Origin of the sequence: Shewanella goraebulensis (genome assembly GCF_030252245.1) — a bacterium.
GTDB classification, from domain to species: Bacteria; Pseudomonadota; Gammaproteobacteria; order Enterobacterales; family Shewanellaceae; genus Shewanella; species Shewanella goraebulensis.
Window position 1 is genome coordinate 4,754,189 of the sequence record NZ_CP126972.1, and the last position, 20,239, is coordinate 4,774,427.

At 41.9% G+C, this 20,239-nt stretch carries 15 protein-coding genes and 1 riboswitch; of the genes, 6 read left to right on the forward strand and 9 right to left on the reverse strand.

Translation table 11 applies throughout. The annotated features are described in order from the left end of the window. The first annotated feature begins 308 nt into the window (after nt 1-308). A complete protein-coding gene (locus tag QPX86_RS20050; protein ID WP_259651224.1) occupies nt 309-1,940 on the forward strand; it encodes an AbgT family transporter in 1,632 nt (543 codons plus the stop codon). An 83-nt stretch (nt 1,941-2,023) separates the two neighbouring features. On the opposite strand, the gene QPX86_RS20055 is transcribed toward QPX86_RS20050, so the two are convergent. The 4 genes from QPX86_RS20055 to QPX86_RS20070 all read right to left on the reverse strand — a co-directional run bounded on the left by QPX86_RS20055 (nt 2,024) and on the right by QPX86_RS20070 (nt 8,505). Next, nucleotides 2,024-2,530 carry a TlpA disulfide reductase family protein gene (locus tag QPX86_RS20055; protein ID WP_285163733.1) on the reverse strand — a complete coding sequence of 169 codons (507 nt, stop codon included), beginning with the start codon at nt 2,528-2,530 and terminating at the stop codon, nt 2,024-2,026. Between the two features lie 188 nt (nt 2,531-2,718). Next, nucleotides 2,719-5,871: an efflux RND transporter permease subunit gene (locus tag QPX86_RS20060; RefSeq protein ID WP_285163734.1), complete on the reverse strand. Its 3,153-nt coding sequence runs from the start codon at nt 5,869-5,871 to the stop codon at nt 2,719-2,721. A gap of 9 nt (nt 5,872-5,880) precedes the next feature. Beyond that, nucleotides 5,881-7,035, reverse strand: coding sequence for an efflux RND transporter periplasmic adaptor subunit (locus QPX86_RS20065; RefSeq protein WP_285163735.1), 1,155 nt, complete (start codon nt 7,033-7,035; stop codon nt 5,881-5,883). A 378-nt stretch (nt 7,036-7,413) separates the two neighbouring features. Then, the gene (locus QPX86_RS20070; RefSeq protein ID WP_220752556.1) at nt 7,414-8,505 is read right to left on the reverse strand and encodes an MBL fold metallo-hydrolase; all 1,092 of its coding nucleotides are present in this window, start codon (nt 8,503-8,505) and stop codon (nt 7,414-7,416) included. Between the two features lie 106 nt (nt 8,506-8,611). Here QPX86_RS20070 and QPX86_RS20075 point away from each other — a divergent pair, with 106 nt between their 5' ends. Continuing rightward, nucleotides 8,612-9,232, forward strand: a complete 621-nt coding sequence (locus QPX86_RS20075; RefSeq protein WP_080914550.1) for a TetR/AcrR family transcriptional regulator — start codon at nt 8,612-8,614, stop codon at nt 9,230-9,232. Nucleotides 9,233-9,239: 7 nt separating this feature from the next. Here the strand turns inward: QPX86_RS20075 and QPX86_RS20080 are convergent, their stop codons facing one another. Then, a complete protein-coding gene (locus QPX86_RS20080) occupies nt 9,240-9,929 on the reverse strand; it encodes a DNA-3-methyladenine glycosylase I (protein WP_055026397.1) in 690 nt (229 codons plus the stop codon). 46 nt (nt 9,930-9,975) lie between these two features. After that, the gene (locus QPX86_RS20085; protein ID WP_055026398.1) at nt 9,976-10,530 is read right to left on the reverse strand and encodes a thioesterase family protein; all 555 of its coding nucleotides are present in this window, start codon (nt 10,528-10,530) and stop codon (nt 9,976-9,978) included. A gap of 241 nt (nt 10,531-10,771) precedes the next feature. Then, nucleotides 10,772-10,947, forward strand: a riboswitch (FMN riboswitch). Between the two features lie 93 nt (nt 10,948-11,040). Here QPX86_RS20085 and ribB point away from each other — a divergent pair. Next, nucleotides 11,041-11,697, forward strand: a complete 657-nt coding sequence (ribB, locus tag QPX86_RS20090) for a 3,4-dihydroxy-2-butanone-4-phosphate synthase (protein ID WP_285163736.1) — start codon at nt 11,041-11,043, stop codon at nt 11,695-11,697. 81 nt (nt 11,698-11,778) lie between these two features. On the opposite strand, the gene QPX86_RS20095 is transcribed toward ribB, so the two are convergent. Together QPX86_RS20095 and prlC are read right to left on the reverse strand one after the other, a co-directional pair. Then, a complete protein-coding gene (locus QPX86_RS20095) occupies nt 11,779-12,450 on the reverse strand; it encodes a flagellar brake protein (RefSeq protein WP_285163737.1) in 672 nt (223 codons plus the stop codon). 196 nt (nt 12,451-12,646) lie between these two features. Next, complete coding sequence (prlC, locus tag QPX86_RS20100; RefSeq protein WP_285163738.1) at nt 12,647-14,701, reverse strand: oligopeptidase A; 2,055 nt, start codon at nt 14,699-14,701, stop codon at nt 12,647-12,649. 344 nt (nt 14,702-15,045) lie between these two features. Here prlC and QPX86_RS20105 point away from each other — a divergent pair, with 344 nt between their 5' ends. The 3 genes from QPX86_RS20105 to gorA all read left to right on the forward strand — a co-directional run bounded on the left by QPX86_RS20105 (nt 15,046) and on the right by gorA (nt 18,045). Continuing rightward, nucleotides 15,046-15,771 (forward strand): hypothetical protein, encoded by a 726-nt coding sequence (locus QPX86_RS20105; RefSeq protein ID WP_285163739.1) that lies wholly within the window; start codon nt 15,046-15,048, stop codon nt 15,769-15,771. A 145-nt stretch (nt 15,772-15,916) separates the two neighbouring features. Beyond that, nucleotides 15,917-16,495: a hypothetical protein gene (locus tag QPX86_RS20110; protein ID WP_285163740.1), complete on the forward strand. Its 579-nt coding sequence runs from the start codon at nt 15,917-15,919 to the stop codon at nt 16,493-16,495. Nucleotides 16,496-16,689: 194 nt separating this feature from the next. After that, nucleotides 16,690-18,045 (forward strand): glutathione-disulfide reductase, encoded by a 1,356-nt coding sequence (gene gorA, locus QPX86_RS20115; RefSeq protein ID WP_220752565.1) that lies wholly within the window; start codon nt 16,690-16,692, stop codon nt 18,043-18,045. 74 nt (nt 18,046-18,119) lie between these two features. Here gorA and QPX86_RS20120 read toward each other — a convergent pair whose 3' ends face one another. After that, nucleotides 18,120-20,072, reverse strand: coding sequence for a BCCT family transporter (locus tag QPX86_RS20120; RefSeq protein ID WP_220752566.1), 1,953 nt, complete (start codon nt 20,070-20,072; stop codon nt 18,120-18,122). Nucleotides 20,073-20,239 lie beyond the last annotated feature (167 nt).

Genomic DNA, 20,239 nt, shown 5'->3' on the forward strand with positions numbered 1-20,239 from the left:
AATACTGATTAAACTATAAAATCATGAACAAAAAATAGATATTATTTTTTTTATCATTAAAAAACATAAAGCTAAAACAAAACAGTGATGGGTGTTTTTTATACCCTTACACAAAAAAATCATGGTTTTATTGGATGTTTTCATTAAAATGAGTTGTTATTACGTTGCGTTGATTGAATAACTGTTGTTAAGTATTATTTATCAACTTTTTCATCGTTAATTTAAGCTTAATTTAAAATTTATAAGCTAGTCTGTAAGTTGGCAAAATCTCAAACTCATAATAATTAAGCCAAGCTAAAGGGAAGATCATGTCCGTTACATCATCAAATACTACGCCGCCTAATAATGGGGCACCACCAACCAACAATACACCACAAGATCTCGCTTCAAGTGGGGCTTTCGTAAAATTCCTTAATATTGTTGAGCGTTTAGGTAACTTATTACCTCACCCAATTACTTTATTTGCCATGTTCTGTTTAGCCGTGATCGCTCTCAGTGGTATCGCAGGCTATTTCGAACTCACGGTCGCAGACCCTAGACCAATTGGTAGTTCAGGTCGCAGCGAAGACGGCCTTATTCACGTTGTCAGCCTAATGAATGCCGAAGGCTTGAGAATGATTGTCTCAAACCTCGTCACTAACTTTACTGGCTTCACGCCACTAGGTACCGTACTTGTTGCCTTACTAGGTGTAGGTATTGCCGAACGTTCAGGCCTGCTTTCTGCCGCTATGCGTTTATTGGTAATGGGTGCGTCAAAGCGTTTGGTTACCCTAACAATTGTGTTTGCAGGTATTGTCTCGAATACAGCATCTGAGCTAGGTTATGTGGTGCTTATCCCAATGGCAGCAATGATATTCCATTCATTGGGCCGTCATCCTTTAGCGGGTCTAGCAGCTGCCTTTGCTGGGGTTTCAGGTGGTTACAGTGCCAACTTGCTACTCGGCACCGTCGATCCATTACTGTCTGGTATCACTGAAGCCGCTGCGCAAATGATTGACCCTGATTATATCGTTGGCCCTGAAGTAAACTGGTATTTCATGTTCGTGTCGACGTTTTTAATCACCACATTAGGCGCGATTGTTACTGAGAAAATTGTTGAGCCCAAATTAGGTAAATATGATGTTTCAGAAGCGGCTGATGATTTATCTGAACAACAGATGGATAAAGTCACACAAACTGAAAAACATGCATTAAAAATGGCAGGGATTTCAGTATTAGTGTTTTCCGCATTATTAGCCCTAACTATCGTGCCTGACTGGGGTGCATTGCGTAACCCTGATACCGGATTAGTGGCTGGTTCACCTTTCTTAAAGGGAATTGTCGCCTTCATCTTTATTGGTTTTGCGATACCAGGACTAGTTTACGGTAAAGTCGTTGGCACCATGAATAAAGATACTGACGTGATTAATGCAATGTCACACAGTATGAGCACCATGGGCATGTACATCGTTCTTGTGTTCTTTGCTTCGCAGTTTGTTGCTTTCTTTAAATGGACAAACTTAGGCGCAGTTCTTGCGGTAACGGGCGCAGATGCCTTAAGCAGTATTGGCTTAACTGGGCCATTAGTGTTCGTGTTGTTTATTATGCTGTGTGGCGTGATTAACTTAATGCTAGGTAGTGCTTCTGCACAATGGGCAGTCACCGCACCTATTTTTGTGCCTATGTTGATGTTAGTAGGTTATGCCCCAGAAACCATCCAAGCAGCGTATCGTATTGGTGACTCTGTCACTAACTTGATCACCCCAATGATGAGTTACTTCGGGCTTATCCTTGCGGTAGCAAGTCGTTATAAGAAAGACTTAGGTATCGGCACACTCATCGCCACCATGTTGCCATACTCAATCGTGTTCTTTATTGGTTGGACACTGTTCTTCTTCCTATGGGTATTCGTACTTGGTTTCCCTGTAGGTCCTGGTGCTGCGACTTACTACACGCCGTAATGACATAGGTTAAGCTGACAAATAAAAACCAGTAACATGTTTCTTGTTACTGGTTTTTTTATGTTAGCTCATAGCTTTATAAGCTATTTAGGTTGTAAAAGCTCAACCAATTCTTGTTCATATTGCTCGAGTTTATCCAAGTTAAACCCTGTATGCTGCTGCACTAACTCACCTTGGCGATTGAAGATAAAACTGCTTGGCATACCTTTGAGTGCAAATAGCCTTGCGACCTCACTATCTGGATCGTAACGAACGGCAAAATCAGCGGGAAAGTCTTTTAAAAAACTCAATGCTAACGGCAATTCAACATCCAGATTAATGGCAACAACGGCCAAACCTTGTTGCTGATATTTAGCATGCATTTGGTTCATCCACGGGAAAGACTTTCTACAAGGGCCGCACCATGAAGACCAAAAATCCACATACACGACTTTACCTTTAAACTCGCTTAAGCTGACTTGCTCACCCAGCTCGTTTTGTACCATATGACTTAAAGAAGGCGCGGCATCCACTTTCAGCGCAGATACGGCGAGTATAGCCATTAATGCCATACTCAGTATTAATTTTTTGCGCACTATTGCTAATTCCATATCCATTTCCAAACTGGTGTCATTGTATTATCAGCGTGTGTATCTCTTACTATTAAACTTACGTTTATCCCACTACGCAAGGATCAATATAGCGTTAGCCATTTGGTTAAAGCCAATTATTTATGCTCGGACATAAAAAAGCCTGCATATTGCAGGCTTTTAAGTTTATGAATCAGTTAACTTAACGATTAACTTTTTTCAGTAGTTTCCGCTTCAGCTTCAGGTGGCTTGTAACCTTTACGTTCTTTTTTACTGAATATTTTCTCAACTACTACGAAGAATAATGGAATTAAGAAGATACCAATAAAGGTTGAACTCATCATGCCACCTAGTACACCTGTACCTAGGGCATTTTTACTACCAGAACCTACGCCAGTACTGATAGCTAATGGTACAACACCTAAACCGAATGCCAATGAAGTCATTAGGATTGGACGCAAACGTACACGAACTGCGTGCAATGTCGCCTCAATCAAGCCTGCACCTTTGTCGTAGAATTCTTTAGCGAATTCTACAATTAAGATCGCATTTTTGGTTGCGAGCCCCACCGTAGTTAATAGTCCAACCTGGAAGAATACGTCGTTAGGTAAGCCACGACCATTCATCGCAAGCAGTGCACCAATGACACCCAGTGGTACAACTAAGATAACCGCAAACGGTACAGACCAACTTTCATATAGCGCTGCAAGTACCAAAAATACAACTAAAATAGATAAAGCATAAAGCGCTGGCGCTTGGTTACCAGATAATCTTTCTTCGTATGATAAACCGTTCCACTCTAAACCAAATCCTGGTGGAAGTTGTTTCACCATTTCTTCGAAATCGAGCATCGCGTCACCAGTACTATAACCAGGCATTGTTGCACCTTGGATATTAATTGCTGGTAAGCCATTAAAGCGTTGCAGTTGCGGTGAACCGTACTCCCATGTACCTGTTGTAAAGGCTGAGAAAGGGACCATTTCACCTTCAGAGTTACGCACGTACCAAGAATCTAAATCACTTGGTTGCATACGGTATTCTGCTTCACCTTGAACATATACCTTCTTCACACGACCGCGGTCAATGAAGTCATTAACGTAAGAACCACCATAGGCTGTTGCCAGTACGCTATTTACATTATCAATATCAACACCTAAGGCGCGAATTTTAGCTTGATCAACGTGGATTTCGTACATAGGTGCATCTTCTTGTCCGTTAGGACGTACACCAACTAGGTTTGGATTCTGTGCGGCCATACCCAGTAACTGGTTACGAGCTTGAATAAGTGCATCATGACCTTTACCACTGCGATCTTGCAGATACATATCGAAACCATTCGACGTACCTAGCTCGATTACCGCAGGTGGCACAAAGGCAAACACTAACGCCTCTTTCATTTGCATGAAGCGACCCATTGCACGGTTAGACAATGATTGAACATCTTGTCCTTCACCACGCTCAGCCCAGTCTTCAAGACCAACGAATGCAATACCCATATTCTGACCAGAGCCAGCGAAACTGAAGCCTGCAACACTGAATACAGATTTGACCGTATCGCCTTCTTCATTCAGGTAAAAATCACTGACTTCATCAAGCACTTTAATGGTGCTTTCTTGGGTTGAGTTAGTTGGCAAAATAGCCTGAGTGAACAAGATACCTTGGTCTTCATCAGGTAAGAACGCCGTCGGCATACGCATGAAAATCCATGCGGTAGCGATAACCAGAACAAGATAAACACCCATCATACGAACAGTACGTTTTAAGATGGCTGCAACACTGGCTTCATAACGCGAAGTTAACTTATCAAAGCTTCGGTTAAACCAACCAAAGAAACCGGTATTAATGTGAGTATGACCTTTAGGGATAGGCTTAAGCATCGTAGCACACAGTGCCGGAGTTAAGATCATCGCAATCAATACTGACAATGCCATCGCTGACACAATCGTTATCGAGAATTGTCGATAAATCACACCCGTTGAACCAGACATAAATGCCATCGGAACAAATACTGCTGATAGGGTTAAACCAATACCAATCAATGCGCCAGTAATCTGATCCATCGATTTACGGGTTGCTTCAAGTGGGCTTAATCCCTCTTCAGCCATGACCCGCTCGACGTTTTCCACCACAACAATGGCGTCATCCACCAGCAAGCCAATTGCTAACACCATCGCAAACATGGTTAAGGTGTTAATAGTAAAGCCAGTTGCTGATAAAATGGCAAATGTACCCAGCAGTACCACAGGTACAGCAATTGTCGGAATCAATGTTGCTCTGAAGTTCTGTAAGAACAGATACATAATCAGGAACACTAAAATCACAGCTTCAATCAGAGTATGGACAACCCCTTCAATTGATTTCTCAACAAATGGTGTTGTGTCATACGGATAATAAGTTTGTAAACCGTCAGGAAAATAGGCTTCTAACTCGGCAATTTTTTCACGAATATTGTTAGCCGTTTCAAGTGCGTTAGCTCCTGTAGCAAGCTGAACACCGACACCAGAAGCTGGTTTACCGTTATAGAAAGATTCAACTGAATAACTTTCAGAACCTAATTCCACACGAGCAACATCATTAAGATAAACGTTAGCACCTGATGAGTCTGATTTAAGGATAATCTCGCGGAACTGTTCAGGTGTTTGTAAACGGCTTTGCGCTGTTACAGTTGCATTTAACTCTTGACCAGCAATAGAAGGTGCACCACCTAATTGACCCGCTGAAATCTGAGCGTTTTGCTCTTGAATCGCAGCCATAACATCAATACTGGTTAAGTTATATTGAGTTAGCTTTAATGGGTCAAGCCATATACGCATAGCGTACTGTGCACCAAACAATTGGATTTCACCTACACCAGCAACACGGCTAAGTGGATCCTGAATGTTCGCAGCAACATAATCGGCAATATCGCTTTTTTGTAAAGAACCATCTTCAGATACGAACGCAGCAACCATCAAGAAACCCGCACTTGATTTTACAACGTTAACACCTTGAGACTGTACTTCTTGCGGTAACAAGGTCATTGCAGCTTGAAGCTTGTTCTGTACTTGTACTTGCGCAATATCAGGATCTGCTTCAGCGTTGAAGGTTAAGGTAATGGTGGCATTACCGAAACTGTCACTGCTTGAAGCAATGTAGCGTAAGTGGTCAATACCTGTCATACGCTGCTCAATGACCTGAGTTACTGTGTCTTCCATGGTCTTTGCAGACGCACCTGGATAGAACGCTGTAATCTCTACGGTTGGCGGCGCAATACTTGGGTATTGTGCTACTGGAAGATCTTTAATAGCCAAGATCCCTGCCAGCATGATTAAGATTGAGATCACCCAAGCAAAAATAGGGCGATCGATAAAGAAACGAGCCATAACGTTACCCTATTTAGTTGCAGGAGTTGCTGGGGTTGCTGAAAGTACCTGTGGTGTCACAACGGCACCCTGACGAATTTTCTGTAAGCCTTCAACAATCAATTTATCGCCAGCGACTAAACCATCGGTGATACGCCATTGATGATTAATAACTTCTGCCGTGGTCACGATACGAGACTCAACTTTGTTTTCTGCACCAACAACCATAGCAACAGCTTGGCCTTTGGTATTACGCGTCACAGCTTTTTGAGGCACTAAAATTGCTTTAGGATCTTGACCTGCATTCAAAATTGCACGGACATACATACCAGGCAATAACACCCCATCAGGGTTAGGGAATTCAGCACGTAAAGTGACTGAACCTGTTGCTTCATCAACACTCACTTCAGCGAACTGTAATGTACCAGCTTGCTCATAAATAGTGCCGTCTTCAAGAACCAACTTAACTTCAGCGTTATCACTTTGCTGTAGTTTGCCGTCTCTCAGTTTTGCCTTTAAACGTAATAACTGTGCACTTGATTGAGCAATATCAACGTTGATTGGGTCAAGCTGCTGAATTTTAGCTAAGGTGTCAGACTGGTTTGCTGTTACCAAAGCGCCTGGAGTTACACTTGATTTACCAATACGACCTGAAATAGGTGCTTTAACTTCAGTGTATTCAAGGTTAATGTTTGCTGTGTTAATTGCCGCTTTAGCTACCGTTACATTGGCAATCGCTTCTTTGTAAGCTGCATCTGCTTCATCAAAGTCTTGTTTACTAATCGCATTGGTTTGCACAAGTGCAGCGTAACGATCCGCCGTTGCTTTTGCTGATGCTAAAGAAGCATTTGCACTTGCTAAGTCTGCTTCAGCACTGACGAGCGCCGCTTTATATGTAGCTGAATCAATCTGATATAGTGATTGGCCCGCTTCAACATCCTTACCTTCAACAAAACCACGGTTAGTGATAATGCCTGATACCTGTGGACGAACTTCTGCTTCTAAATAAGCGCGGCTACGACCAGGTAACTCAACTTGAATAGCTTGAGGTTGCTCAGTCACACTCAACACTCCTACAGGAACGGGAGGCGCTTTTTGCTGGGTATGGCCTTGATCGGCTTTACCACAAGCGGTAATCCATAAAGCCGCAGTGATAACTGAGGCTATTTTCAGTGCTTTGTGCATGACTGTTCTTACTCCTAATGACATCATCAGTAACCTTACGCTTCATTACGTAACGATTGCTAAATAGCGATAATCCTAACGTTTTAAATTGACTAAACTTTATGGGCACTGTTATCGCATACCCATGTGAACTCAACAACCACTTAAAATATTATAAATTGTAAACAAATAATAAGTTTTGCGGCTTTGTTTCAAGCTTGTTAACAAGGCTGTGCTAACAAAAATTAAACAGCCTAGAATGTTACTACAACGTTACAATTGAATGAGTTAAAAAAAACCCAATATACAACATAACGTTAAAAAAAATGCATATGAAATAGTATTTTATTTGGTTTATTGTAGGTGAAACCAGATATTTTTCTATCTATTAGCAAAAAATTATTGAGATTGTAAAATCCATTCATCATTCGATAGCATCTCACGCCACCAAGCCTGTGTTTTTTGCGGTGAGGCTACATTAACAGGCTCTCCGAAAACGGGAGTAATCACTGACACATTGGCCTGTTTGCCTAAGTCGCTAATCCACTCTAAAGGTTCAAACCAATCATGTAGCGCCAAGTCAAAGGTGCCATTATGAATTGGCATCAACACACTGCTTTCAAATTCAGAACCATTTAAATCAATATGTGCCTGCAGGCTTTGTTCAGGCATCATGTGGATCTGACTCCACATTTCATTATAGGCGCCAGTTTCAATCATCGTGATATCAAATGGCCCATAACGTTCTCCAATTTCTTTAAAACCTGAAAAATATCCGCCATCACCACTGAAAAATAGATTGCTGTTAGTGCCTTTAATAACCCAGCTTGCCCACAACGTTGTATCACGATCACGTAATCCACGACCTGAAAAATGCTGTGCAGGTGTTGCCGCTAAGGTTAACTCTCCAATATTAAGCTCTTGCCACCAAGAAAGCTGACTGACTTTACTCGGCTCAACACCCCATTCAATTAAATAATCGCCCACCTTTTCGGGCGTGACAAAATGCTCGGCTTTGTCGCTTAGCTCGGTAATGGCTGATTTATCAAGGTGATCATAATGATCATGACTAATGATGACCGCTTTAATTGGCGGTAATTGCTCAATACTGATCGGCGATTGATGAAAACGCTTAGGCCCTGCCCATTGTACTGGCGAAGCACGCTGACTGAATACGGGATCTAACAGGATATAATCACCATCAAGACGAATAAGTATCGTTGAATGACCTAGACGAAATAGCTGATCTTCATTACTAAAGCTTAAACTGGTTGCCGTAATCGGCTGTACAGGTACTTCAACCACTGGAGCTGGATGTAAACGTTTGGTTGTCATGTAGCTTTTAGCGATATTCCAAATATCACTGAAGCCTGATTGGTATTGAATATCGGTATTTTCAAATTTAACAACGTCTGTTTTATCAGCTGCAAAAAATGATTTAATTGAAAAAGCCATCACCAATACCCCCACCAAAATCAAAAAATATTTCATTGTAAAACCCAGAAAGTAAACTGCACGGTGCAGTTTATTAAAATATGATTGAAAAGTAAACTACCCAGTGTAGAATGTCTCGAGATTTACATTACGAGTAAAAACCATGCCGACTGAAAAAATGACTTTGAGCCAAAAAAAACGTGCTGCCATCATCAACGCAGCCAAAGTGACCTTCACTGAGTTTGGTGTTGCTGCAACCAGTATGGACAAGCTGGCCGAAGTTGCCGGCGTGTCTAAGCGCACGGTTTACAATCACTTTGACACTAAAGAAGCGATCGTTATGAACTTAATGGCTGATCTATGGGACCGCTCTTTCAAACATAATGTTGCAGAATACCAAAGCAATACACCTTTGCTTGAGCAGTTATCGGAAGTGGTATTTAAAGAAATCAATTTTATCAGTAGCCATGAGTACATAGAGCTGACACGTATGGCTATTGGGCATTTTTTCTATACACCAGAGTCCATGAACCAAGAGTTTCAACGTGTTAAAAAGCAAGAAAGCGCCACAATGCGCTGGATAAGAGCAGCCATGGCCGACAAAAAGATTTCAGTCACTAATGAGGAATTGGCGCTACAGCAAATACATAGCTTGATTAAAGGAAGTTGTTTTTGGCCTCAAGTCATGCAATTTGCTGACAGACTTAACCATGATGAGCAGCAAGAAATAGCCAATGAAGTCGCCAAAATGTTTTTGTGTCGCTATCAAAATGCATCAACTTAGCCCGTCGTTAGACGCGATTGTCACCCACTCCTAATGAAATGATACGGCTGATTTGAGCTTGGCTTAAGCCAGACTCTTGTTGCCAATGGTTAAACGCTGCTTGCGCCTGTCTTAGCGCAGTTTGCGAGGTAAAACCTGCATCAACGACCTTATTGGCTTTTAAATAAGATTGCACATCGTTGGTCAATAAAAAGGTATCTTTACCAACCGTGCGCAAAAAATAAGGCCCTGTATTACCACCCAAGCGACTGCCTTTTTTCTTCAGTACTTGCCAAAGCCCAGTAATGTCATCTTCTGGCCAGTTAGCAATAAACTCAGCGAAGCTGCCATGCTCTGCTGCCAATTGCTGCACCATATAAGCATTATCAACAATGGATTGGGTTTTCTTTTGATGACGAATAAGCGTGGCATCTGTGGCACGCTCTTGAATTTGATCAGGAGACAACATTAAAACTTTAAAAGGCTCAAAGTTAAAGAAGGCTTCTTCATAAGCAGGCCATTTATTCTCAACCACTCGCCAAACAAAGCCACTTTGAAACACTTGCTTGCTCATTGCAGATAGCAATTGGGCATCGGTAAATTGCCCAATCTCATCAGCATCTAATGTTTGCGGCATTAATAAGCCTAGCGCTTTAGCACCACCTTTACGTTCGGCTGCGCGGTCAAAAATATCGCTAAACTTCTCTAATGTGGCCACTTGGGTTACCTACTCAATACATTATTATCTTTGGGTATAATAACGTTTACGAAGCTAAACTCAATTTAGGAGCAAGGTTTTGGTCTTTCTTAACTTGTAAAAATTCTTTCCACTTAACCAGCTCCGGAGGCATAGCGGGTGTCGGCCCTTCATAGCCCGCTGCAGCAACTAAATCAGTAATCGGAACTTGTTTACCCTTACAAATAAACACGCCACGTACATGCATGATGCAATGTAAGCCTCTCGCGGTAACAAAGCGTTGTTCAATATAAAAATATTTCTCATCCCATCCAACAATGCGAGTTTCGATTTCAAATTTTTCCATCGGTTTGATATCACGGAAAAAAGTAAACTCTGATGCGTTCACAATAGGCAGCCATTTCAGCTTTAGAAATTTCTGCATTAGTCCCATTTCTGCAATCATGTGAGTACGAGCAAGATCCATAAACGCAGGATAACGAGAGTTGGTTAAATGCATATTGATGTCGCAATCTAGCGGCAATGCACGGTAACTAATACGGCTTGTATCTAAAAAACCAATTTTTTTAGCTTGGCGATTACGCCACAACATCAACCAAATGAGACGAAAATATAAATTCATATACTGCTTACTCCTTATGAACGCATCAGGCTAACAGAGGTCATACCAGCTATCAAGTCCACTCTCTAAATTAACAAATCATTAAATAGAACAACTTATACGAAAATGTATCCACCAAAGTTCAGCCACCTTGATGATAAAAATATTTATGAACTCTGAGTGCCTTATCACTTTTTAAATCCAAACTTTTGGCTTACCATGACGGCGCTGTTTAGCACATTGGGTGTTAAGCAGATTATTTTTTAATTCTCAGGGCGGGGCGAAATTCCCCACCGGCGGTGATGTTAACTTACCTTCATGTAATCTTAACTAAGCCCGCGAGCGCTCGATTCGTCGAGGTCAGCAGATTTGGTGATGTAGATGTAATGTCTACGATTCCAGAGCCGACGGTTATAGTCCGGATGAGAGAGAATAGAAATACGCCAGTGAGCATTGTGCTTACTGGTGTATTTCGTTTGGCGTAAAAACCCTCTTTAAAGCCCTGATTCTGGTATTTTTTAGGAGTTAACCATGAATCAGCTATCACTACTTTCGCCATTTGGCGATCCTATCGAACGTGTCGAAAAAGCCTTATCTGCTTTACGAGAAGGTAACGGCGTATTATTGCTAGATGATGAAGATCGTGAAAATGAAGGCGATATTATTTATTCAGCAGAGCACCTCACCAGTCAGCAAATGGCATTAATGATCCGTGAATGCAGCGGCATTGTGTGTTTATGTTTAACTGATGAGCAAGCCACCAAGCTAGAACTTCCGCCAATGGTGGCGGATAACAATAGCGCCAATCAAACTGCTTTTACCGTATCCATTGAAGCTAAAGAAGGCGTGACCACGGGCGTTTCAGCTCAAGACCGCGTGACAACAGTTAAAACCGCCACAGCAGCTGACGCTAAAGCATCAGATCTGGCTCGCCCAGGACATGTGTTTCCACTTCGAGCACGTGCTGGCGGTGTTATGTCACGTCGCGGTCACACTGAAGGTACGGTAGATTTAATGCAAATGGCAGGGCTACAGCCTGCTGGCGTTTTATGTGAAGTGACCAACGAAAACGGCACTATGGCAAAAGCCCCTGAAATTGTCGCTTTTGGCCTTAAACACAACATGCCAGTATTGACGATTGAAGACATGGTGATGTATCGCCAGCAATATGATTTGAAGTTAGCTTAACTATACAAGCTAAAATATCGATAATAAAAAAGCGACTGATACCAGTCGCTTTTTTATCTTTATCTCAATTAAGTTCACCCACTACAATTCTATATACAGTTGATTCAGCAAGCTTTTAATCTGTTCGTCATCTTCTTCAAACTTAATACCAACGTTTACCTTACCCTCTTCAAAACGGCTATTACATACCTTGGCAGGGATACAAACCCCCTCATTATTAGGATTGCGTATCATCACGATAATATCTTTCTGACTCACTTTTAGATTGGGGTTGTCAGTTTTAAAAACGAAGCCACATCCTTTGGATGAAATGTCAGAAATAATGCCTTTTAACTGAGTTCCATGGCTGGTGTCATTTTCGTCTTTAGCTTGAATGGCTGCAGGTAAGTGTGTCACGTAACGCTGATGGGTGCGTAATTGGCGGTTTTCAATCTGCTTAGGGTACGACAGAAAAATAAACTTTTCCGGAATTTTAGTGATATTGCGGATGATAGATTTAAATGCATAGCATTCACCCTGTTGACCTTCTAACAGGTAACGCACAACCACACCATTACCCTCAACAAACACGTCTTTATAGTTATTCATTTGCTGTGGTGCAGGGTGTTTTAAAATAATATATTTTCCCAGCTCATGACCCACCAATGTCGCTTTGGTTCTAAATTTTACTGGGAAATCAATTTGTATATCCACCGTTCTACCTGGTGTTAAGGTGAAGAAAACTTGTTCTTCTGGAGAAGGTTGCTCTGTCAAAATACGAATCCGTTCAAATTATGCAATCGATAACATAGTAATGTAACTTTAATGAATTAATAAGCTCAGCAGCAAAATTAATTGACCTAAGTAGCATAAAGACAAAAAAGGCACCCCTGAGGTGCCTTTTATCATTTAATTTTTGCGGTGCCTAAACAATCACTTATAACAGTATGCTTGTCTATTTCTCAAAAGATTACGCATTAATGCCTGAATGACGTAATAATGCGTCAGTATTCGGCTCACGACCCATAAATCGCACAAATAAGGTCATAGGCTCTTCACTGCCCCCCATTTCAAGGATGTTGTTAAGGAAGCTTTTGCCTGTTTCTGGGTTAAAGATCCCTTCATCTTCGAAACGAGAAAATGCATCTGCTGATAACACCTCTGCCCATTTATAGCTGTAGTAACCAGCTGCATAGCCACCAGCAAAGATGTGTGCAAAACCATGTTGGAAACGGTTAAAAGCAGGTGGTACATTCACAGCAACTTGGCTACGAACTTCATCTAAGATCCCTTGAATATCTGCGCCTTTCTCTGCATCAAACTCATGATGCATTCTAAAATCAAACAACGAGAACTCTAACTGACGAAGCATCATCATTCCAGACTGGAAGTTCTTAGCCGCTAGCATCTTGTCTAATAAGGCTTTAGGTAAAGGCTCACCCGTTTCAAAATGACCTGAGATTTCAGCTAATGCCTCTTCTTGCCAGCACCAGTTTTCCATAAATTGACTCGGTAACTCCACTGCATCCCACGGTACACCATTGATACCCGCCACGCCGCCAACTTCGATTTGCGTCAGCATATGGTGAATACCATGACCAAATTCGTGGAATAATGTGGTTACTTCATCGTGAGTAAACAGTGCAGGTTTACCATCGACTGGTCCATTGAAGTTACAGGTTAAATAGGCAACTGGTTTTTGCAGCCCAGAACTTGTTACACGGCGACCACGGCAATCATCCATCCAAGCGCCGCCACGTTTACCGCTGCGTGCATACAAATCAAGGTAGAAACTACCACGATGGGCTTTTTCAGCATCATAAATGTGGAAGAAACGCACATCATCATGCCACTTATCAAAGTCTTGTTGCTCTTCAATGCTCAAACCAAATAGACGTGACACTGTATAGAACAAGCCTGATAACACTTTGTCTTCAGGAAAATATGGTCGTAATAACTCTTGTGACACTTCATACTTATGCTGTTGTAATTTTTCAGCATAAAAACTTAAATCCCAAGATGCCATTTCAGTGACATCAAAGTGTTCTTTCGCAAACGCTTTAAGCTCGGCAAGCTCTGCCTTGCCTTGCTCTTTTGAGCGAAGTGCAAGCTCATTTAAAAATGATAATACTTGGCTAGGGTCATTGGCCATTTTGGTCGCTAGCGACTTATCAGCATAACTATCAAAACCCAATAATTGTGCCAGCTCATGACGTAACGCCAAGATTTCATCCATGTTGGCACTGTTATCAAACTCACCAGCATTCGGGCCTTGATCCGATGCTCGAGTGACGAAGGCGCGATAGCACTCTTCACGCAGTTCACGGTTTTCACTGTAGGTCATCACGGGTAAGTAAGATGGAAAATCTAAAGTAAATAACCAACCTTGTTTATCTTGCGCCTCTGCCATGGCTTTGGCTGCAGCAATCGCTGAGTCTGGTAAGCCTGCGAGCTCAGTTTCATCAGTAATCAATTTAGTCCATGCTTGTGTGGCATCTAATAACTGATTAGAAAAACTGCTAGTCAGTTCAGAAAGGCGTTTTACAATTTCGCCATATCGGATTTTTTGCTGTTCATCGAGTCCAATGCCCGACAATTCAAAGTCACGTAAACTTTGTGTTAACAAGGTTTTTTGTGCGGTTGAAAGCACCTCAAATTCAGCCGATTCTTGAATCGATTTATAAGCTTGATATAACCCTTGATGCTGACCTACAAAGGTACCGTATTCAGACAATAGCGGCAGGCAAGCATCATGAGCTTCACGCCATTCATCAGTACTGGTGACTGAGTTCATGTGTGATACCGGAGACCATATCTTACTCAACTGATCATCTACCTCTTCTAGTGGCTCAATTAAGTTTTCCCATGAGTAAGTACTGTTATCTGCTAACACTTCATCAATTTTGCTGCGACATTGGGCAATAGCATGTTCAACAGCAGGTTGAATATGCTCCGCTTTAATTTTCGAAAACTGCGGCAGCTCGCTTTGCTCTAATAAAGGATTATCTAGCAATGTGTTGCTCATAGGTGATTCCTCGGGAAATAGGGTAATAATTGCCTGTAGTTTATTAATAAGGGCTCGAGTTGATGAATTCAAGTCTACAGCTTGATTGAAGCCAGCTAATTAACAGGCCGCGGACAGTAAAATTAGCACTTATATAGCTTAAACTTTTCAATCAGCATAGATCGATTAAGCTCTACCTTAAAATAACCTTAAAAAACGTGAACCGTTGCACAAACTAATTTACACAGCTTTTACATGATAATTATTGACAAGTCGATCGCAAATCTAACTCGTTCTCATTCCTAATCACTTCAAATCATATATTCTTAGCACATATTTACATCACCGATGAGAATAACACTGATATGAAAACATATTTTAACCCGTTACTTTTATCATTGTTCAGCTTTTCAGCAATTCTATCTAACCAAGTTCATGCTGAAGATTTTGAATTTGATGTTGGTTTAGGCTGGGATTCAAAATACATATCAGAAGGTCGAAATAACTTAGCTGACGGTGGCGTCTATCTTGGCGGTGCATCCGTTACCTCAGGGGACCTCACCACTTACGCAGCAGTAGTGAGAGGTGATACAGAGCACTACACCGAATGGAATTTTGGTTTAGAGTACGCTTTACACCTACATGAAGATTTAGAAACCATAGTGGGTTATCAACGACTTGAGTTTTATGGCGACGAACGCGGCCACGATAATGAGTTTTTTGCTGAAATAGCTTACACAGGTGTAAATTGGTTAATTCCATCAATCGCTTATACCTATGCAACAGAAGCGGGTGGGTATTTTGTCGAGGTCAGCCTGCACAGTCCTTGGCAATTAACCGAACAATTCTCTGTCACCCCATATATCACCCAAGGATTTGATTTCCAATACGCTACCGAAAAACATAATGGCGCAAACCATTTCCAAATGGGGGTTGAAGCCAGCTATGCCTTGAGCAGCAATATGACAATCAGTGCTCACTTTAGCCATGTTATTGCCATGGATGACATTAAAAAAGAAGCGGAAGTTAATGGCTACACTGGCAGCTTAGATGAAAGCTATGGTGGTATTCACTTAAGTTGGAGCTTTTAGGCTTAATGTTAATACTTCAAAATTGACACCTAAAAAAATAACCCACTCGATTCCAGTCACTTCTGGCAAACACCAGTATTCCCTTCTAAGCTAAGTGAGCCGTATCAAGTCATGATGCAGGCTCATTACAAGCAAAGGAATGCTGATGAAACAAATTCAGGGACTTTTCCGTCTATTCAACGATAGACTTGCCAACACGTTTGGCGACAACCAACTCACACCTTTAATCATTGTGATCTTAGCCTTACCACTCATTAGCTCCACTCAAGCTAGCGACCTTAGCCAACTGACTCAATCAAGCAGAACTGAAAGTCATCGTGCACAGCATTCCACTAAAAAGCCATTGCCTTCACTCGCTATTGGCAGCGTACTTGATAACCAAGGCAACCCTATCACTTTGCCAACTCCGCAAAGTGCACTTGAATACTCTGCAGATGAAATGCAATTAGATAGATCTGAGTCAGTGCAGCTATCTTCTAATAAGGCTTCAATAAAAAAGGCATCAAAAAGCGCCAATACAGCAGCTACAATGACAGTCGCCAACGATCCGAGTTGTCGCTGGTTAGCCAGTCGAATAACCTATTTGAAGCGTCACATCAAACAACAGCAAGCTGAATATCATCAAACAGAATTAGGTCACAGACAAAAAGAATGGGATTGTATGAACTGCGCAACCTCGGGGCCTACTCAAGCACAACATTCAAGCTGCCAATATAAACGTTGACGTCAATTTCATCTTACAACCTCTCAAACCGTTGCAATAAATTACAATTTAATACGGTCTTTGAAACTAGCTTGTGATGGCATTCCACCCTACAATGGCTGCAATAAAATCATTCGAACTCAAAAAGACACTTATTAAAGTCAGGCTGTAATTAATTGATAGCTTGGCAGAAGTAATAAATAGAGAGGGTTAACATGGCTCAACATTATGACTATATCTGCCTAGGTGCAGGCAGTGGTGGTATCGCATCTGGTAATCGTGCAGCAATGCGCGGCGCAAAAGTTTTGGTTATTGAAGCAAAACATGTTGGCGGTACGTGCGTAAACGTCGGCTGTGTACCGAAAAAAGTCATGTGGTATGGCGCTCATGTAGCTGAAGCAATGCATTTATTTGCCAAAGATTATGGCTTTGACGTGACCGTAAATAACTTCAACTGGAACACCCTAGTTGATAACCGTGAAGCCTATATCGGTCGTATCCATGATGCTTACGGACGTGGTTTTGCCAGCAATAATGTTACTTTGCTAAACGGTTACGGTAAGTTTGTCGACGGTAGAACCATTGAAGTCGATGGCGAGCATTACACTGCCGATCATATCCTTATCGCCACTGGTGGCGCGCCAACGATTCCTAATATTCCAGGTGCTGAATACGGTATCGATTCTGACGGTTTCTTTGCCCTACGTGAGCAACCTCAACGTGTTGCTGTTGTTGGTGCTGGTTATATTGCCGTGGAACTTGCTGGCGTATTGCATGCGCTAGGTAGCGAAACCCATTTATTAGTTCGCAAACATGCACCACTTCGTAATTTTGACCCAATTTTGACTGACACTTTAGTTGAAGCGATGGACATCAATGGGCCAACACTTCATACCCATAGCATTCCAAAAGCAGTGGTTAAAAATGCTGATGACAGCCTAACACTAGAGCTTGAAAACGGTGAAAGCATAACTGTCGATAGCTTAATTTGGGCGATTGGCCGTTCACCATCAACTGGCAACATCGGTTTAGAAAATACCGATGTAAAACTGAATGACAAGGGCTATGTGGTCACTGACGAGCAACAAAATACCACTGCTAAAGGTATTTACTGTGTCGGTGATATTATGGAAGGCGGCGTTGAGCTGACGCCTGTTGCCGTTAAAGCTGGTCGCTTATTATCAGAGCGTCTATTTGGCAACATGCCAAATGCGAAAATGGACTACAGCGTTATTCCAACCGTAGTATTCAGTCATCCACCGATTGGCACTATGGGCTTAACTGAACCAGAAGCCATTGAACAATACGGCGAAGATAACATTACAGTGTACAAATCAGGGTTTACCTCTATGTATACTGCGATTACTGCACACCGTGAAGCATGCAAAATGAAGTTAATTTGCGCAGGCGAAAACGAAGTCGTTGTGGGTATTCACGGCATTGGTTTTGGTATGGATGAAATCCTCCAAGGCTTTGGCGTAGCCATGAAAATGGGCGCAACCAAAGCAGACTTTGATGCGGTTGTAGCTATTCATCCAACAGGCGCAGAAGAATTTGTTACCATGCGTTAAAGCACTTATTTAACTGCAATTTCAAATGAAAAAAGCCGCGATATGCGGCTTTTTTATGCTAACTAAAAATGTGACTAATTCGGTGTGTTCAACCTTGCTTGAATCGCTTGCTTCACTTCCTCATGAGCCACTAACGCTTCCTCCTCTTCTTTCTCACGCATTAAGGCGTCGAAAGAAACTCGAGCTTGTTGTGCAAGTTCAGACGCTGCCAGCTTCGCTTCTTTTGCTTTTAAGGCATCTTCATTAAGCTGCTGTAAGTTGGCAATAATATCATCAGGCGCATCACCCAAATCGACACTGGATTCTCCGCGAGATAATGCCTCTTTGCGTAATTGCTTTTTGAGTATCCAAATAGAGTCATTGGCTTCTCGTTCTGCATTGGCAGCATCAATAGCATTGTCACGTAACAATTCAAAGCGTGCTAAGGCTTGGCCTTCTTTGCTCCAAGGATCAACATCCGGCAAGTCTGAAATATTAATCACAGGGTCAACATAATCATCTTGATGGCTTAGATCCAATGACGCGGCTTTAACACCTGAAATCATCAACATTACCGCGATAATTAATAAAGGTAATCCGCCTACAATTGCTGCAGTTTGCAAGGTAGCTAAGCCCCCCATAAACATTAATGCTGACGGCATAAACGACAACATAAATGCCCAGAATAATCGGTTCCAACGCATGGGATCTTCGGTGACATTTTTTTGCACCACTGACGCCAAAATATAAGAGATGGAGTCAAAGGTTGTCGCCGTGAAAATGACACACAGCAAAGTAAACAATGCAATGACCACCGTACTAAACGGAAGTTGCTCTAATATGGCAAAAATTGCGCGAGTTGGTCCTTCAGTGTTTAACAGACCCACCACATCTAATTGACCCGATAACTGCAGTGACAGCCCATAGTTACCCAAAATAATAAAGTACATTGAGCAACCTAAAGAACCAAAAAACACCGCTCCTGAGATCATTTGTTTAATGGTTCTGCCACGAGAAATACGGGCAATAAATAGTCCCATGCTCGGCGCAAAAACCAACCACCATGCCCAGTAAAAAATCGTCCAATCCTGCGGAAAGTGGGTATCCTCAAATGTCCCCATGCCACCAAAAGGTTCAGCCCAAGTAGCCATAACAAAGAAGTTAGATAGCATACGGCCAATTGAATCTAGCCCTGTTTCCAACATGAAAATAGTCGGGCCGCAAACCAGTACAAACAGCAATAAGCCTAACGCGCCCCAGAAATTAATATTACTGAGGATTTTAATACCTTTATCCATGCCCATATAGGCTGAGTAAGCAAAAATGGAAGTACAAACCATGAGCACCATGATTTGGCTGCCAGTAGTGGCAGGAATATCAAATAAATAACTAATCCCCTCGTTAATCAATGGTGCAGCAAGACCTAACGTTGTCGCTGCTCCACCTAGTAAACCAAAAATAAACAGCACATCAATGCATTTCCCTAGCTTGCCGAAGCTGTTTGCTTCACCTATTACCGGCATTAATGCAGCAGACACTTTTAGTACTGGTTGCTTACGTACATAGAAAAAATAGGCAATCGGTATTGCTGGGATCATATAAATACACCAAGCAATGGGTCCCCAGTGGAATAAGCCATAAGTCGCCGCCCAGCGAATAGCTTCTTCACTGCCTGGTTCTAACTGAAATGGTGGATTTTGATAGTAATAAGCCCACTCAATGGTGCCCCAATATAAGATACTGGCACCTATACCACCGCAAAACAGCATTGCAGCCCAAGATGCTAGCCCAAATTCTGGAGACTCATCAGGCTCCCCCAATTTAATCTGACCGATATCAGAGAAAACGATGTAAATCATAAAGAAAAAAGCAGCAAGACCTAAACCTAAATAGGCAAAACCTAGCTTGTCTGTCATAAATAATTTAGCGACAGCAATCCATTCAGCACCTTCACTTGGAAAAATCAGTAGAGGAATAACAACAGCAAATAACAAGGTTAACGCACCGAAGAATGTCGGTTTATCAATAAGCTCGAAGTGTTTGTTCATTATATTTATCCGAACAACTAAAACAGATTTTAGAGAGTCCACACACAAGTGCTTCCCCTTCGAGACAGACAGGTTATTAACTAAGTTAAGGAGGTGGGTGTGTGCGAACCGTTTATTTGTAACGCCAATAAGATTTGGTCGCTACTACATCATCAAGTAAATCGAGC